The organism is Streptomyces sp. NBC_01314 (assembly GCF_041435215.1).
Classification (GTDB): Bacteria; Actinomycetota; Actinomycetes; order Streptomycetales; family Streptomycetaceae; genus Streptomyces.
This window is the reverse complement of record NZ_CP108394.1, coordinates 7,041,032-7,056,128: the sequence shown is the minus strand read 5'-3', so window position 1 is coordinate 7,056,128 and position 15,097 is coordinate 7,041,032. Positions and strand designations below refer to the sequence as shown.

The following is a 15,097-nucleotide window of genomic DNA, read 5'->3' as shown; positions in this document are numbered from 1 at the left end:
CGGGCCGTCGTCTCCGGGGGGCAATAAGCCGGGTCAGCAGCCGGGTACGGAACCCTTGCCCGTCTCCAGCGCGACGAGCGAGCCGACCGCGCCCTTCAGGGTCGTCACCGGGATGAGCCGCAGCCCCTTGGGCAGTTCGGCCTTCGCGTCGGAGCACTCGGCCTTGGGGACGAGGAAGACGGTCGCGCCGTCGCGCCGGGCGGCCTGGGTCTTGAGGGTGACCCCGCCGACCGCGCCGACCCGGCCGGCCGGGTCGATGGTCCCCGTACCGGCGATGACGCGGCCGCCCGTGAGGTCGCCGCCGCTGCCGTCGCCGTCGAGCTTGTCGACGATGCCGAGGGAGAAGAGCAGGCCGGCGCTGGGGCCGCCGACATCGGCGAGCCGCAGGGTGACCTTGATGTCGCCGGGCTCCTCGCCGAGGTAGGCGAGCGCCGCCTCGGTCGCCGTGTCCTGGGACTCCTTCATCTCGGCCTCGTTGTACTCCTGGATCTCCTCGGTGGTGTCGCCGCTGGGGTAGACCGCCTCGCGCGGCATGACGGCCTGGTCCGTGCGGAACCAGCCGTCGAGCACATCACCGAGTCCGACGCGGGTGGCCGGCCCCGTCGCCTCGATCGTCGTCATCCGCAACTGCCCGCTGGTCGTCCGGGCCTTGGCACCGCTGATCGTGATCACCGGCTCCCCCTTGTTCTCGCCCAGCACGTTCGCCGTCATCCCCGGCTGCGCCACGGAGAACGGCAACGGCGCGAACACCGCCGTGGCGAGCAGCCCCACCACGGGCAGGGCGCATACGGCTACGGCCACGGGACGCGAAAGGCTGGAGAGACGAGAGAGCACGGGGTCAATCTAACGCGAGGGGCACTTCCGGCCAGGGGCCGGTGGTACCCGGGGGCGCGGTACCCAGGGGCGCGGGCCGGCTCGGTGGGCCGGCGGGCCTCAGTTGACGTCCACGTCCTCGAAGAGTCCGAGGAGATGCGTCAGCACCCGTACGCAGGCGTCGACGTCGGCCCCCGTCAGCTCACCGCTCGCCTGTTTCAGCAGCACGCTCTCCCGGGCGACCAACGCGTCGATGGTCGCCCGGCCGGCATCGGTCAGCCGGATCAGGGAGGACCGCTGGTGCGCGGGGTTCGGGATGGCCTCGACGAGCTCCCGCCCCGCCGCCTCGTTGACCATCCGCTGCACGAACTGTCTGCTCAGCGCCAGCGTCCGGCCCATCTGCGGCACGGTCATGGGCCGCCCGCCCATGCGCAGCAGCTCCAGGACGGCGCGTACGCCGACGGGGAACCCCTCTTTGCGCTCCTTCAGCTCCAGCGCGCGGGTCGTCCGCCGGTAGAGGGGCCCCAGGACGGCGAACACCTCGGACAGTCGCCCGGCGAGCACGTCGGGCGGCAGCGGCTCATTGGTCTCTGTCACGGGGTCATTCTCTTTCACACTCCACTGCCGAGCAGAATGACAACCCAGTTGTCATCACCCTCCCAATATGACACCTTAGTTGTCATGACTGATGCCTCACAGGTACGCACGCACACGTTTCAGTCCGACGACGGTCCGCTCGCCTACCTGGACGTCGGTTCGGGCACCCCGCTGGTGCTGCTGCACGGCGGCTTCACGGATCACCGCATGTGGCGCGACCTGGTGCCCGCCCTGGCGGCCGACCACCGCGTCATCGCACCGGATGCCCGGGGGCACGGCGCCTCCGCCAACGCGAGCAGGCCGTTCCGCCTCACCGACGATCTCGCCGCGCTGCTGCGCCACCTGGACACAGGCCCGGCGGTCCTGATCGGCATGTCGATGGGCGGAGGCACGGCCGTCGACACGGCACTGGAGCACCCCGGACTCGTACGCGCCCTCGTCGTCAGCGGCGTCGGCACCAGTGAGCCCGAGCACACGGATCCCTGGACCAAGGACAGCGTCGCCCGCTACTACGGCACACTGATGTCCGGCGACATCGAGGGCTGGCTCGATGTGGTCGCCGAGGCCGTCGCCGGCCCGCACCGCACGGTCGACGACGTGGACCCCGACATCGTGCGGCGCGTACGGGAGATGAGCCGCGCCACCGCCGCCAAGCACACCGTGGGCGAGACGGACTGGCACGTCCCGGTGACCGACACCTGGGCCCGCGCCGCCACCGTCACCGCCCCCACCCTCGCCGTCAACGGCACCCTCGACGCCCCCGACCTCATCGCCATGGCCGAACGCCTGACCAGGACGGTCGCGGGCAAGGGCCGGGCCATCTCGATCGAGGGGACCGGCCACTACGCCAACATGGAACAGCCGGACACGTTCACCAAGCATCTGCTGGACTGGCTGAGCACGCTCAACGCCGAGGCGGCGTAACCGCGCGAGCGACCGACCGGCCGACGCCACCCCGCGACGCCACCCCGCGTCACCGCTCCGCGACGCCACCCCGCGTCACCGCAGCGCGTCACCACCCCACGTCACCGCAGCGCGTCGGCCACCTCTCGGGCCGCGTCCATGACACGCGGCCCGACCCGCTCCGGCACCGCGTCGGCCAGCATGACGACTCCCACACTGCCCTCGACCCCGGTCACCCCGAGCAGCGGCGCGGCGGCCCCGCTGGCCCCCGCCTCCAGCTCCCCGTGCGTGAGCGCGTACCCGGGCCAGTCCCCCGGCTGCTGCCGGCCCGACAGGATCGCCCGCCCCGCGGCCCCCCGGTCCAGCGAGTGCCGGAAGCCGGCCCGGTACGCCACGTGATAGTCCGTCCACGTCGGCTCGACGACCGCGACGGCCAGCGCCTCGGTCCCGTCCACGAGCGTGAGATGCGCGGTCGCCCCTATGTCCTCGGCCAACGAGCGCAGCGCGGGCAACGCGGCCTCCCGCACCAACGGATGCACCTGCCGCCCGAGCTGCAGCACACCCAGCCCGACCCGGGCACGTCCGCCCAGGTCACGTCGGACGAGGGAGTGCTGTTCCAGGGTGGCGAGCAGGCGGTACACAACGGTTCGGTTGACCCCGAGCTTGTTGGACAGCTCGGTGACGGTCAGCCCGTGATCGGTGTCGGCCAGCAGCTTGAGGACACGCAGTCCCCGATCAAGCGTCTGAGAGGTCTCCGCGGTCACGACGCCCACTCCTTCTTGGTGAGGGCGGCGACCCCTGTCACGGCTGATGCGTCACCGGTCCCGTTCGGCGTCGCGCTACAGAGGCCGCCGATCGGCTGAACCCGGATGATCCGGGCGGAGTCGCTTCACGGCTGCGCTCCGCGGCGGCGCTGCCACGGGGCGTGTACGTAGCGGGGACAGTAACGAGCGGGTTCGCTGAGCGGAAGACTCCGTCCAGAATCCGGTCAGCGACCGGTACGGACTACTTCGATTTGTGACTATATGTACGGGCGCATCACACACAGCGCACTCCCTGGGAGCGCACTCCGCGGAGCCCACCACTCCCCGCGCCCCGGACGTCACTTCATCCGGGTGGCCCACTCCTGCACCTTGGCGATCCGCTGCCGCAGCTGCCCCGCCGTGGCCTCGGCACTCGGTGGTCCACCGCACACCCTGCGCACCTCGGTGTGGATGACACCGTGCGGCTTGCCGCTCTGATGGGAGTAGGCGCCGACCATGCCGTTGAGCTGTTTGCGCAGCTCAAGCAGTTCCTTGTGGGTGACGACGGGCCGCCGGTCGGCCGGCAGCTCCACCAGGTCGGCCTCGGCGTCCGGCCTCTTGCGGCTGTGCGCGATCTGCCGCGCCTGCCGCTTCTGCAGCAGCAGCTGCACCTGGTCCGGCTCCAGCAGCCCCGGAATCCCGAGGTAGTCCTGCTCCTCCGCGCTCCCGGGGTGGGCCTGCATGCCGAACTCGGCGCCGTTGTACATGACCCGGTCGAACACGGCGTCGGACTCCAGCGCCTCGAACGGCAGCATGTCCTGGTCGCCGGTGTCCTCGTCCTGCTCCCTCTCCGCCTCCGCCAGGAGCTTGTCCTCCTCGGCGTACGGGTCCTCCTCGCCCTCCTTCTTCGGCTTGTCGAGGGCGTGGTCCCGCTCCACCTCCATCTCGTTGGCGAAGGTGAGCAGGTCGGGGATGGTCGGCAGGAACACGGACGCGGTCTCGCCGCGCCGCCGGGACCGTACGAAACGTCCGACGGCCTGGGCGAAGAAGAGCGGGGTGGAGATGGTGGTGGCGTAGACCCCCACGGCCAGCCGGGGCACGTCGACGCCCTCGGACACCATCCGCACGGCGACCATCCAGCGGTCGGTGCCGGCGCTGAACTCGTCGATGCGGTTGGAGGCGCCCGAGTCGTCGGAGAGGACGACCGTCGCGCTCGTCCCCGTGATCTCGCGGATCAGCTTGGCGTAGGCGCGGGCGGAGTCCTGGTCGGTGGCGATGACGAGGGCACCGGCGTCCGGGATGCCCTTCCTGACCTCGGTGAGCCGCTGGTCGGCGGCGCGCAGCACGCTCGGCATCCACTCACCGCGCGGATCGAGGGCCGTACGCCAGGCCTGGCTGATCGCGTCCTTGGTCATGGGCTCGCCGAGGCGCGCGGCGATCTCGTCGCCCGCCTTGGTCCGCCAGCGCATGTTGCCGCTGTAGGAAAGGAAGATGACGGGCCGCACGACGTTGTCGGCGAGCGCGTTGCCGTAGCCGTAGGTGTAGTCGGCGGACGACCGCCGGATCCCGTCCGTCCCCTCCTCGTACGCCACGAAGGGGATGGGGTTGGTGTCGGAACGGAAGGGTGTACCGGTGAGCGCGAGCCGCCGGGTGGCGGGCTCGAAGGCCTCCAGGCACGCCTCGCCCCAGGACTTGCTGTCCCCCGCGTGATGAATCTCATCGAGAATGACGAGGGTCTTGCGCTGCTCACTGCGGTTGCGGTGCAGCATGGGCCGCACACCCACACCCGCGTACGTGACCGCGACCCCGTCGTACTCCTTGCTGAGCGGCCCCGCGCTGTACTCCGGGTCCAGCTTGATCCCTATCCGCGCCGCGGCCTCGGCCCACTGCTTCTTCAGATGCTCCGTGGGCGCCACGACCGTCACCTGCTGCACGACGTGGTGGTGCAGCAGCCAGGACGCGAGCGTCAGCGCGAAGGTGGTCTTCCCGGCGCCGGGGGTCGCGACCGCGAGAAAGTCCCGCGGCTGCTCCTGGATGTATCTCTCCATCGCCCCCTGCTGCCAGGCACGCAGCTTGCCGGCGGTACCCCATGGGGCGCGGCCGGGAAAGGCCGGAGAGAGGTGGTGGTTCGAGGAGGCGGCGGTGGTAGTCACGGTCTCCGGTCTGGGGGTCGAGCGGCTCGGCGGGTAGCCCCGGGCGACTCGCGCAGCGACCCGCCCACCACGGCTACGTATGACAACCGGGCCACCCTACCGGCGACCCGCTTGCGCCAACGCGCGAACTGGACCGGGTCGGCCGCAGATGGGACTCAGCTCACATCGGCTGCTCGGCAAGCTCCCGCAGAGCCTCGGAGATGGCCTTGACCTCATCCATGTCACCGGTGGCCACGGCGATCACAAGGCGTTCGGCAGCGTCGATGTCCGGCCGGAGCTGCACGTCGTTCATGGCGAGAAAGACGACACAGGATGTCCAGGCCGTGCGCTTGTTGCCGTCGACCAGGGGATGGTTGATCACGAGCGACTGCAGGAGGGCCGCCGCCTTCCCGAACAGGTCGGTGTACGCCTCCTGCCCGAACATCGAGGCAGAGGGGCGATGCACAGCCGACTCCAACAGGCCCGCGTCCCGAACGACAACGCCCTGGTCATCGACGGCAAGCTCGGCGATGGCCAGGGCGTCCTCAGCCGACAGGTAGACGCATGTCACTTGAGCCGCTCCAACAGCTCGGCCCACTTGACGGTCTGCTCCTTGGCGGCCTTTCGTACGAGGGCCTCATGAGCCGTCCTGGCCAGGTAGTCGTCCACCGCCTTGAGCAGTATGGCGTGCATGCTTGTGCCCTCCTCGTCGGCACGCAGCTTCAGAGCCTCGGTCTGGTCGTCACGAAGACGTAGGTTCATAGCCATACCAAAACGGTACCACTAGAGGGGTCAAAGTGGTACCACTTTGAGATGGACGTGGCTCGCACCCGCATGGTCACCCAAGCGCCCACCAGCGCCACCCCCGCCATCGGCAGGAACACCGCGGCGAAGGCGGCGGCCGGGTGCGAACCGGCACCGGAGGCCGTGGTGGTGGCCGTGTGGGCGACCGTGCCGCCGCCCAGCGCGGCGAAGGCGCCGCCACCGGCGGCGAGGAGGAGCGCGTCGGAGAGTCCGGCGGACATCTGGAGGGCGGCGGAGTTGATGCCGGCCTGTTCGGGCGCGGAGAGGTGGAGCAGAAGGACACTGGTGGAGGAGATGACGAGCCCCATCCCGAAGCATCCGAAGGCCCACGCCACGGCCACGGTCCACACCGGGACGGAGTGGACCAGCGCGCCCGGCAGCGTGGTGATCGCAGCCGCGGACAGCACCACTCCCACCGCCATCAGCCGCTCCCGGTACGGCTCCACCCGCGGTTCATGAACGGCGTATGGCAGTCGCGTTGCAGCACCCCCGCGCCCCTTGAGCCCCTGCCGAGCCCCCGCCTACGGTCTACACATCGAGTTCGGAGCGCCAGGCAGCCAACGCTGACGCTTTCGACCCGGCCGTGTGCCCGAGTGGTTCAGGGACTCGCCTGCAAAGCGAGTTACGTGGGTTCGATTCCCGCCACGGCCTCTGAATTCCTGAACGGACAGAACGAAGTGGCGGCACCCCGCGAGGGGTGCCGCCATTTCGGTCGCCGGAGCGCATGCCGGCGCCTCCTTGGAGAAGCCGGGACGTGGAATTGCTCCCCTTGCGTCGCCGTGGGGACTGCTATTTCACGTTGTGAGAGAACCAGCCGTGGGGGCAATGGCCGCACTTACCGTCCTCGCCAGTGGTCCATCCCGAGCACGCACTGCAGGCCAGGCAGTTCAGCGTGTCCGTTCCATCCCCCAGCCCCGCTCGCTCCAGGCGCGACAGCGCCTCTTCGCGCACCTTGTCCAGCTGAGGTTGCAGCTTTGCCAGGTCGTCCGCGTTCTCCTTGAACGCTTTCTTCTGCGCCTCGGTCAAGTCAGTGTAGAGGTCCACTGTCTTCCCTCATTTCGCAGTACTGAAGCCGTGGTGCGTCCATACCGATTGTCGCCCAAGCGAGACGGGGGAGCATCTGGAGAAATTAATTACCGGATCACGGTCAACTCTTTCTTCGGCAAAACGGCAAAGAATCAACAATTCAGTGGTCGGCCGTCTTTGCGTGCCCGTGGTCTCAGAGACCCGCGCAGGCCTTGTTGCGCAGTGTCTCCACCCAGCAGCCCGCGACTGTCCCTTCGCGCTTCTCGCGGTGGAGGAGCCAGAGGGTGAAGGCGAGGGTGGAGATGTCGGCGTCGAGGGGGCAGAGGGCCGACTCGGGCTCGCTCCAGTTGAGGATCGCGCCGGTGGTGCCGTCGACGACGAGGCTGTCGCCCTCGACGAAGTGGCCGAGGCGGATCAAGTGGGCGGCTCCGGCCGGGAATCGCCCGGGGGTGAACTCGCCGGGGCGTTCGTTCGCGTGGTACTCGGCGAGGGTCGGCAGCGGGATGTCCGTGTCGAGCTGGAAGAAGCCGTGGTTCTCGGGCAGGCCCATGTCCCGCAGGAAGCGCCGGGTCGGCTCGTGGGTGAGCGTGGCCGGGAAGTCGAAGTCCTCGAAGCGCCACACCGCGCTCTGGCCGAACTCCTCGTCCAGCAGCCGGGCGGGCAGGTCCAGCGCCAGTCCGGAGCGGGTGGCCGGTCCCCCGGTCGGCACCGCCAGGTCGTTCAGGTGGTGCGGGTCGTTCAGGTGGTGCAGATCGTTCAGGTCGTTCAGGTCCGTCAGGCCCATTGTCCCCATCGTCATTGTGCTCATGGCTCCCCCCGGCACATGGTGCGCAGCGTGCTTCCCCCGGTGGGGATGCCGTGCCGCCGAGCGGACATTCTCCCCACTGCCAGAACCATACGCGGCCCCACTGACAACGCCCGACGTACGTGCGAACACGCACCTCAGGGGCTACGCGGGGGTCCGTTCACGTACCCCTACGCGCCCGTCACCACCGCTGCCTGCGGCCGGATCGGGAGGCGGTTCACGGGGCGTCCCGTGGCCGCCCGGACCGCCGCCGCGATGGCCGCCGGAGAGGTGACCACCGGCACCGCGCTGGCCGCCTTCGCACCGAAGGGGGCGATGACGTCCCGCTCCTCGACCAGTTTGACGATCTGGATGTCGGGGGTGTCGAGGGCGGTGGGCAGGGCGTAGCCGGTGAGGTCGGGGTGGCGGATGAGACCTCGGGGGGTGCGGAGGTTCTCCGTGAGGGCCACGCCCACGCCCTGGGTGACGCCCGCCTCGATACGCGCGGCGAGTTGCGTCGGGTTGAGGATCCGGCCGACGTCCTGGGCGACGGCCAGCTCCACGACCCGTACGGAGCCGAGTTCGATGTCGACGTCCACGACCGCGCGGATCGCGCAGAACGCCAGACCCACGAACGCGTCGCCCTGGCCGGCGTCGTCCAGCGGCTCGGTCGGATGGGGGCGGCACTGGGCGGTGGCCCAGAGTTCCTTGCCGTCCAATGCCTCCGCGACCGTGGTCGACAGGACACCGTCGTACGACGTGATCTTGCCGTCGGTGATCTGCAGCAGCTCCGTGGACATGCCGAACTTGTGGGCCAGGGGCTGGAGCAGTTGCGTGCGGACCATCTTCGCCGCTCGTTCCACCGCGCCGCCCGAGACCCAGGTGTGGCGGCCTCGGCAGCTCGGGCCCGCCGGGGGCTGGTCGGTGTCGACCTGGGCGATGTGGACCTCGTCGATGCCCAGGGTCTCCTGGACGATCTGCCGGGCGAGGGTGGAGAAGCCCTGGCCGGTGTCGACGGCCGCGCACAGGACGGTCGCGATGCCGTCGTGGACCTTCACGGTGGCCGTGGAGACCTCGTCCGCGCCCTCGGCGCCGAGCATGTGGACCATGCCGAGGCCGTAGCCCACACCGCGGCGGACGGCACCCGGCTCGCCCGCGCCCTCGGGGCCGCCCGGGAGCAGCCACTCGTCCTCGGGGGTGTCCTTGGGCAGCGCCGGGAGCGGGAACTCCTGGACGGCCTGGAGGAGTTCGGCGACCGGGGCCGGGCAGGTCACCGACTGGCCCGTCGGCAGCACGTCGCCGGTGGACATCACGTTGCGCATGCGCAGCTCGGCCGGGTCGAGGCCCAGCTTCTTCGCCAGCTTGTCCATCTGGGCCTCGTACGCGGCGCAGACCTGCATGGCGCCCTCGCCGCGCACATGGCCGGAGGGCGGGTTGTTGGTGCGGACCGCCCAGCCCTCGATGAAGGCGTTCGGGACGACGTACGGGCCGCAGGCGAACGAGACGGCGGCGGCCAGCGCCTCCGACGACGTGTCGGCGTACGCGCCCGCGTCGAGCAGGATCTGTGCCTCGACCTTGATCAGCTTGCCCTCGGCGTCCGCGTGGTGGCGGTAGCGCAGCAGTGTGGGATGTCTGTGCGCGTGGCCCAGGAAGGATTCCTCGCGGGTCGCCGTCAGTTTGACCGGGCAGCCGGTCTTCAGGGCGAGGAGGCCGAGCGGCAGCTGGAAGCCCTGGTCCTCACGGTCGGCGGTGGCGCCGGGGACACCGGTGACGACGATCTTGACGCGGTCGGGGACCAGGCCGTAGCAGGCGGCGGCCGCGTCGCGGTCGGCGTGCGGGTCGGTGGAGGCCACGTACAGCTCGACGCCGCCGTCGGGGCGGGGCACGGCGAGGCCGGCCTCCGCGCCGATGGGGGCCGGGTCCGCGCGACCGATGCGGTACTGGCCCTCGACGACGATCTCGCCGGCCGCGTTCGGGTCGCCGTGGCGCAGCGGGATGTGGCGGATGAGGTTGCCGTCGGGGTGCAGGGGTTCGGCCTCGAAGGCCTGCTCCGGGTCGATCACCGGGTCGAGCACCTCGTACTCGACGATGACGGCGGCGGCGGCCATCCGCGCGGTGTCGGGGTGGTCGGCGGCGACGGCCGCGATGGGCTCGCCGTGGTGGCGTACGACCTCGGAGGCGAACAGGGGCCGGTCGGCCTTGCCGCGGCCGTGCAGGGAGACGCCCGGCACGTCCTCGTGGGTGATGACGGCCCGTACGCCGTGCATCTCGCGCGCGTGGGACGTGTCGATGGACACGATGCGCGCGTGCGGGTGCGGCGAGCGGAGCACGGCGGCCCACAGCAGGCCCTCGGCCCACAGGTCGGCCGCGTACGGGAAGGTGCCCTCCGACTTGGCGCGGGCATCGGCGGACGGCAGGTTCGCGCCCAGGCCGTGCGGCAGCTGCTCAGGGGCGGGGTGGGCCTCGCCGGGGCCCGCCGGCGTCGCGATGACGGTTTCGTTGCTCACGTCTGGCCTCCGTCCTGGCCGAACGACCGGCCCTGACCGCCGTACGAGTCGTCCTGGCGGCCGAAGGACTGCCCCTGACCGCCGTACGAGTCGTCCTGGCGGCCGAAGGACTGCCCCTGGCCGCCGTAGGTGTCGTTCTGACCGCTGAACGACTGCCCCTGACCCCCGTAGGTGTCGCCCTGGCCGCCGAACGACTGCCCCTGACCCCCGTACGAGTCGTCCGGGCCGGTGAACGACATGCCCTGGCCGCCGTAGGAGCGGTCGGGGTCGTGCGGTGCCGGTGGGGGTGCGCCCTGGGAGTCGTACGCCGCCGTGTTGACGCCGCCCGCGCCCGGCCCCGCCTGGTGCGGGATGCGTGCCTCGTCGGCGTCCGCGGCGGCCTCGTTCTCGGCGGCCGAGTGCGCCTCGCGTCCGGCGACGACGTCGCGGACGGCCGCCAGGACGCCCCGGTAGCCGGAGCAGCGGCAGAGGTTGCCGCAGAGGGCCTGGCGGGTCTCCAGGTCGCTGGGGGCGGGGTTGCCCTCCAGGAGGTCGTGCACGGTCATCGCCATGCCGGGCACGCAGAAACCGCACTGCACGGCACCGCATTTGGCCAGGGCCCGCTGCACGTCCGAGGGCTGCCCGTCGGCGGCGAGGCCCTCGACGGTGCGCACCTCGCTGCCCGCGGCGGTGACGCCGGGCACCAGGCAGGACGCCACGAGCCGGCCGTCGACCTGGACGTTGCAGGCTCCGCACTCGCCCTGCGAGCAGCCGTCCTTGGCACCCGCGAGGCCGAGCCGCTCGCGCAGTACGTAGAGCAGCGACTCGCCGATCCAGGCGTCGCTGACGGGCCGTTCGGTGCCGTTGACGCGCAGGACGTAGGAGGCGAGGGGGTGGTCGTCGTGCGGGGGCGGGGCGGGCTCGTCGGCCGACGCCGGGTCGCCCTCGGCGTCGGTCCCGGCAGCCGCGGCGGCCCCGGACGTCTCAGGGGCCGTCTCCGGCGCCTCGGGCCGTGCGCGACCCTCGGCCTCCGTGTCGGCCTCACCGATCGGCCCAGCGGGCTCCTGGGCGGCTTCCGGGGCCTGCCCGGCGGTCTCGGGTGCCGGGTCGGCGTACGCCTCCGCAGGGGCCACGGAGGGCTCCTCGGGGGCATCCGGGGCCATGCCCGCCGCGCTCTCGCCCGGCATGCGGTTCCCGGCCGCACGCTCCTCGGGCCGGTGCTCCGCGGGCCGGTGCTCGTCGCCGCGGTGCTCGTCGGTCCGGGCCGGGGGCGACGTGGTCCACGCCGTGCCGATCTGCTCGGTCGCCCAGGGCGCGGCGGCGCCGCCGGGGAGCGTGGCGGGCGGGTTGCCGCCCCACTGCTCGACGAGGGCCGATGTGCTGAACTCGCCGGATTCGTCCGGAAGGTCACCCCTCGCGACCGGAATCGACCACTCGCCGGTCACATCGTGACCGGGAGCGGCGCCTTCCTGCGCGGCCGGCTCCTCGAACGTCCACTGCCCGGTCGAGCCGGGGTTGTACGTGAACCCGTCCTGCGTCGGGGGCTGCGGCTGCCCGGCGTTCGGGTCGTGCCACTGGGCGCCCCCGGCCGGCATCGCCCAGGCGCCCGGGGCGGACGGGTCGGTTCCGGCGGTGTTGGCCGTGTTCGCCGTGTTGATGGAGTTGGCCGCTATCTGCGGCGGCACATAGCCGTGGCCGGGCGCGGCCAGCGGGCTGTCGGCGGCGAGCAGCGCGTCGATGCCCCCTTCGGGGAGCTGTACGAAGGTGGTGGCGCCGTCGTCGTAGTCGCCCTGCGGCAGCCGCTCCCAGCCGCCCTGGCCCTGCTGCGGGGTGCTCTCTCCGTGCTGGTCGTCGGTCACGACAGTGCCCTCCCCAGTGCTCGTCGGGCCAGCGCGGCGACGGTGCGCCGCAGGTGCAGTACGGCGGGTGGAAGCGGCGGTACGGAACCGTCGACCTCGGGGGCCGGGTCGGGGATGCAGGCGGCCGCGACGTACTCGCCGAAGGCCTGCAGCGCCTCGGGGACGAGGCTGCGCTCGCCGTCCCAGTCGATCAACTGGCCGACCCAGGTCTCGGCGTCCAGGGGGCGCAGCGGCATCGGCGCTATGGCTCCGACGGCGCACCGCACCCCGCGCCGGGCGGGGTCGAGGACGAGGGCGACGGAGGCGACCGCGCGGCCGGGGCCGGTGCGGCCGGTGGCCTTCAGGAAGACCTGGGGCGCGTGCAGCAGCGGCACGCGCACGAAGCCGATGAGTTCACCGGGCCGCAACATCTCCATGCCGGCCAACAGGTGCGAAACGGGCATCTCACGGCGCGCCCCGCCCGGGCCCGCGATGATCAGCGTGGCCTCCAGGGCGGCCAGCACGGGCAGCGCGTCCCCGGTGGGGGCGGCCGTCGCGATGTTGCCGCCGAGGGTGCCGGCGTTGCGGATCTGCGGTGGTCCGGCGGCGCGCGCGGCTGCGGCGAGCGCCGGAATGAGCGCCGCGAAGTCCGGGCGCCCCATCCGGGCGTGCGTCAGTCCGGCACCCAGCAGGGCGTGTCCGTCCTGGTACTGCCAGCCGCGGATCTCGCTGATCTTGCCGAGCCCGACCAGTGCGGCGGGCCTGAGTTGTCCGGAGTTGACCGCTGCCATGAGGTCCGTGCCACCCGCCACCGGAACCGCCCAGGGCATGGCGGCGAGGGCCGCCACGGCCTCGTCCAGCGAGCCGGGCAGAGTCACGGCCTGCGCCGCCTGCGGTGCGTGCGTGGTCAAACCGGCTACCCCTTCCCGCTGCCCCACCTGGTCCGCCTGTGTTGCCGTACGGTACGTGCTGACAGGGCGGACGTGGCAACTCTGGCACATTCTCGCGAGGTCCGAACGCGGGGGTCCGACAGGAGGCATTCGCCCACCCCGCCCGAGAGATGGTCCGTTTTGGCACGACATAACCCATAGGCGCGAATTAACACTTACGGCGCCACTTGACCCCCTTGCGCCTCTTGTTCTCTCTGTGGCCACAGTCGCAGGGCACGCGCTTTCGGTCCCACCGGTTCGCGGTCGCCTCACACGTTCGGGGGCGTCCCCTCGATCGGACGTCCGAGCACACCGGGCCGCCGCTGCCACGGACGCGGACCCGAGGGCGGCCGATATCCGACGCCGAGTGCGTCAAGTCGCGGGTAGTGGGCCGTCATCCGGCGCTCGAAGTCGGCGAAGTCACGCTCGGCGGGTTCCGGCAGCCGGCTCCAGGCCACCTCGGCGAAGGCCACCAGGCGCGGGAAGGTCTGGTAATCCACGCGCGCGGAGTCCTCCATCACCTCGGTCCACACATTGGCCTGGGTGCCCAGCACATGCCGCGCCTCGTCGGGCGTCAACTCCGGTGGCACCGGCTCGAACCGGAAGACGTCCTCCAGGGTGCGGACGAAGCCGATGGGCACCGGCTCGTCGGGGCCGCCGTCCTGACGGTGGTCCAGATACACCTGCTGCTCGGGGCACATGACCACGTCGTGGCCCGCGCGGGCCGCCGTGATGCCGCCCGCGTAGCCCCTCCAGGACGACACGGCCGCCCCCGGCGCGAGGCTGATTCCTGTCGCCTCGCCTCCGGGCGCTCTGATCCCCTGTCGACTCCCCCAGCCTCCGGCCGGGGGTGCCCCCACCTCGTCGAGCGGTCGCTTCGCTCCCTCCTCCTCGTCGCTTTCGACAGGGGCGCGCCCTTCGGCTCGGCTCCCGCCCTGCAGGATCTCGTCCCATCCGATCAGGCGACGCCCGCGCGCGGTCAGCCAGTTGTCGAAGTGCCGGACGAACCACGACTGCAACTCGTCCTCGTCCGCGAGCCCCAGCTCCCGGATGCGGGCCTGCACGGTGGCCGACTCCTTCCACTGGTCCTTGGCGCACTCGTCGCCGCCGATGTGCACGAAGGACGACGGGAACAGCTCCAGGACTTCCTCGAACACCCCCTCGTAGAAACGCAGGGTGTTGTCGGTGGGGGCGAGTACGTTCTTGCTGATGCCCCAGGTGTCCCAGACTGTGAGGGAGGTCGTGTCGATGACATCGGTGTTGCCGAGTTCCGGATACGCGGCGATGGCGGCCTGGCTGTGTCCCGGGATGTCGATCTCGGGGACCACGGTGATATGCCGCGCGGCCGCGTAGGCGACGATTTCGCGGATGTCGTCCTTCGTGTAGTAACCCCCGTGCGGCTTCTCCTCCCAGAGGGGTGACGCGCGATGGCCAATTTTCGTGCGCGCCCGCCAGGAGCCGACCTCCGTCAGCCTCGGGTATCGCTCGATCTCGATCCGCCAGCCCTGGTCGTCCGTCAAGTGGAAGTGGAGGACGTTGACTTTGTGCGCGGCCATCAGATCGAGGTAGCGCAGGACCTGGTCCTTGGGCATGAAGTGCCGGGCGACGTCGAGCATGAGGCCGCGCCAGGGGAAACGGGGGGCATCCTCGATCCTGACGTGCGGCACGGCCCAGGTGCGGTCGCGCCCGAGAGGGGCCCTGCGATACGCGTCGGGGCCGAGGAGCTGCCGCAGTGTCTGGGCTCCCCAGAAGACGCCGGCCGCGCTGCCGCCCTCGACGAGGACGCCGGACGGGTCGCTGACGAGGCGGTACTCCTCGGGGCCGAGTCCGGGGTCGAGCCGGAGCCCGATGCCGTCCTCGTCGGTGTCGTCGAGCTCCCGCCCCTCGCGCAGCGGCAGGCCGGTGGCCTCCCGCAGGACGGTGCGCAGCCAGTGGCCGACGCCCTCCGTCCCGTCGTGGGCGTGGAGCCGGGAGTGCGGAGTCAGCCGTACCTCGCCTGAACCGGCGTCGACGCGGCGGGGCGCGGGAATCAGTTCACTCAC

The 15,097-nt window shown here is 71.4% G+C and carries 13 protein-coding genes, 1 tRNA gene and 1 pseudogene; 2 read left to right on the top strand and 13 right to left on the bottom strand.

The window, feature by feature from the left end:
• Window positions 1–33 precede the first annotated feature (33 nt).
• Both OG622_RS31120 and OG622_RS31115 read right to left on the bottom strand, forming a co-directional pair.
• The gene (locus OG622_RS31120) at window positions 34–834 is read right to left on the bottom strand and encodes a S16 family serine protease (protein ID WP_371579931.1); all 801 of its coding nucleotides are present in this window, start codon (window positions 832–834) and stop codon (window positions 34–36) included.
• Between the two features lie 99 nt (window positions 835–933).
• Window positions 934–1,410, bottom strand: coding sequence for a MarR family winged helix-turn-helix transcriptional regulator (locus OG622_RS31115; RefSeq protein ID WP_371579930.1), 477 nt, complete (start codon window positions 1,408–1,410; stop codon window positions 934–936).
• A gap of 84 nt (window positions 1,411–1,494) precedes the next feature.
• Between OG622_RS31115 and OG622_RS31110 the strand changes: the two genes are divergently transcribed.
• Complete coding sequence (locus OG622_RS31110) at window positions 1,495–2,334, top strand: alpha/beta fold hydrolase (protein ID WP_371579929.1); 840 nt, start codon at window positions 1,495–1,497, stop codon at window positions 2,332–2,334.
• 101 nt (window positions 2,335–2,435) lie between these two features.
• Here OG622_RS31110 and OG622_RS31105 read toward each other — a convergent pair whose 3' ends face one another.
• The 5 genes and pseudogenes from OG622_RS31105 to OG622_RS31085 all read right to left on the bottom strand — a co-directional run.
• Window positions 2,436–3,077 carry an IclR family transcriptional regulator gene (locus OG622_RS31105; RefSeq protein ID WP_371579928.1) on the bottom strand — a complete coding sequence of 214 codons (642 nt, stop codon included), beginning with the start codon at window positions 3,075–3,077 and terminating at the stop codon, window positions 2,436–2,438.
• 338 nt (window positions 3,078–3,415) lie between these two features.
• Entirely contained in the window at window positions 3,416–5,209 is a 1,794-nt protein-coding gene (locus OG622_RS31100) for a DEAD/DEAH box helicase (RefSeq protein WP_371579927.1), read from the bottom strand.
• A gap of 160 nt (window positions 5,210–5,369) precedes the next feature.
• Window positions 5,370–5,759: a type II toxin-antitoxin system death-on-curing family toxin gene (locus OG622_RS31095; protein WP_371579926.1), complete on the bottom strand. Its 390-nt coding sequence runs from the start codon at window positions 5,757–5,759 to the stop codon at window positions 5,370–5,372.
• The gene (locus OG622_RS31090) at window positions 5,756–5,956 is read right to left on the bottom strand and encodes a CopG family transcriptional regulator (protein WP_327729476.1); all 201 of its coding nucleotides are present in this window, start codon (window positions 5,954–5,956) and stop codon (window positions 5,756–5,758) included. The genes OG622_RS31095 and OG622_RS31090 overlap by 4 nt, the downstream gene beginning before the upstream one ends.
• Window positions 5,947–6,444: pseudogene (locus OG622_RS31085) on the bottom strand (MFS transporter); the annotation flags it as partial. The pseudogene OG622_RS31085 and the gene OG622_RS31090, both read right to left, overlap by 10 nt.
• 127 nt (window positions 6,445–6,571) lie before the next feature.
• On the opposite strand from OG622_RS31085, the gene OG622_RS31080 reads away from it, so the two are divergent.
• Window positions 6,572–6,643 (top strand) — tRNA-Cys (locus tag OG622_RS31080).
• A gap of 138 nt (window positions 6,644–6,781) precedes the next feature.
• Here the strand turns inward: OG622_RS31080 and OG622_RS31075 are convergent.
• The 6 genes from OG622_RS31075 to OG622_RS31050 form a co-directional block, all read right to left on the bottom strand.
• On the bottom strand, window positions 6,782–7,036 hold the full coding sequence (locus tag OG622_RS31075; protein WP_371579925.1) for a hypothetical protein: 255 nt from the start codon (window positions 7,034–7,036) through the stop codon (window positions 6,782–6,784).
• Between the two features lie 175 nt (window positions 7,037–7,211).
• Window positions 7,212–7,826: an SUKH-4 family immunity protein gene (locus OG622_RS31070; RefSeq protein WP_371579924.1), complete on the bottom strand. Its 615-nt coding sequence runs from the start codon at window positions 7,824–7,826 to the stop codon at window positions 7,212–7,214.
• 167 nt (window positions 7,827–7,993) lie between these two features.
• Window positions 7,994–10,309: a xanthine dehydrogenase family protein molybdopterin-binding subunit gene (locus OG622_RS31065; protein ID WP_371579923.1), complete on the bottom strand. Its 2,316-nt coding sequence runs from the start codon at window positions 10,307–10,309 to the stop codon at window positions 7,994–7,996.
• Window positions 10,306–12,147 carry a 2Fe-2S iron-sulfur cluster-binding protein gene (locus OG622_RS31060; RefSeq protein WP_371579922.1) on the bottom strand — a complete coding sequence of 614 codons (1,842 nt, stop codon included), beginning with the start codon at window positions 12,145–12,147 and terminating at the stop codon, window positions 10,306–10,308. Before OG622_RS31060 ends, OG622_RS31065 begins: the two co-directional genes overlap by 4 nt.
• Window positions 12,144–13,037 (bottom strand): xanthine dehydrogenase family protein subunit M, encoded by an 894-nt coding sequence (locus OG622_RS31055; protein ID WP_371579921.1) that lies wholly within the window; start codon window positions 13,035–13,037, stop codon window positions 12,144–12,146. Before OG622_RS31055 ends, OG622_RS31060 begins: the two co-directional genes overlap by 4 nt.
• A 287-nt stretch (window positions 13,038–13,324) precedes the next feature.
• The gene (locus OG622_RS31050) at window positions 13,325–15,097 is read right to left on the bottom strand and encodes a beta-N-acetylhexosaminidase (protein WP_371579920.1); all 1,773 of its coding nucleotides are present in this window, start codon (window positions 15,095–15,097) and stop codon (window positions 13,325–13,327) included.

Excerpts from the sequence above, each read along its gene's own strand:
- OG622_RS31090 (WP_327729476.1), bottom strand. The coding sequence starts at position 5,956 with ATGGCTATGAACCTACGTCTTCGTGACGACCAGACCGAGGCTCTGAAG.
- OG622_RS31110 (WP_371579929.1), top strand. The coding sequence starts at position 1,495 with ATGACTGATGCCTCACAGGTACGCACGCACACGTTTCAGTCCGACGAC.
- OG622_RS31070 (WP_371579924.1), bottom strand. The coding sequence starts at position 7,826 with ATGAGCACAATGACGATGGGGACAATGGGCCTGACGGACCTGAACGAC.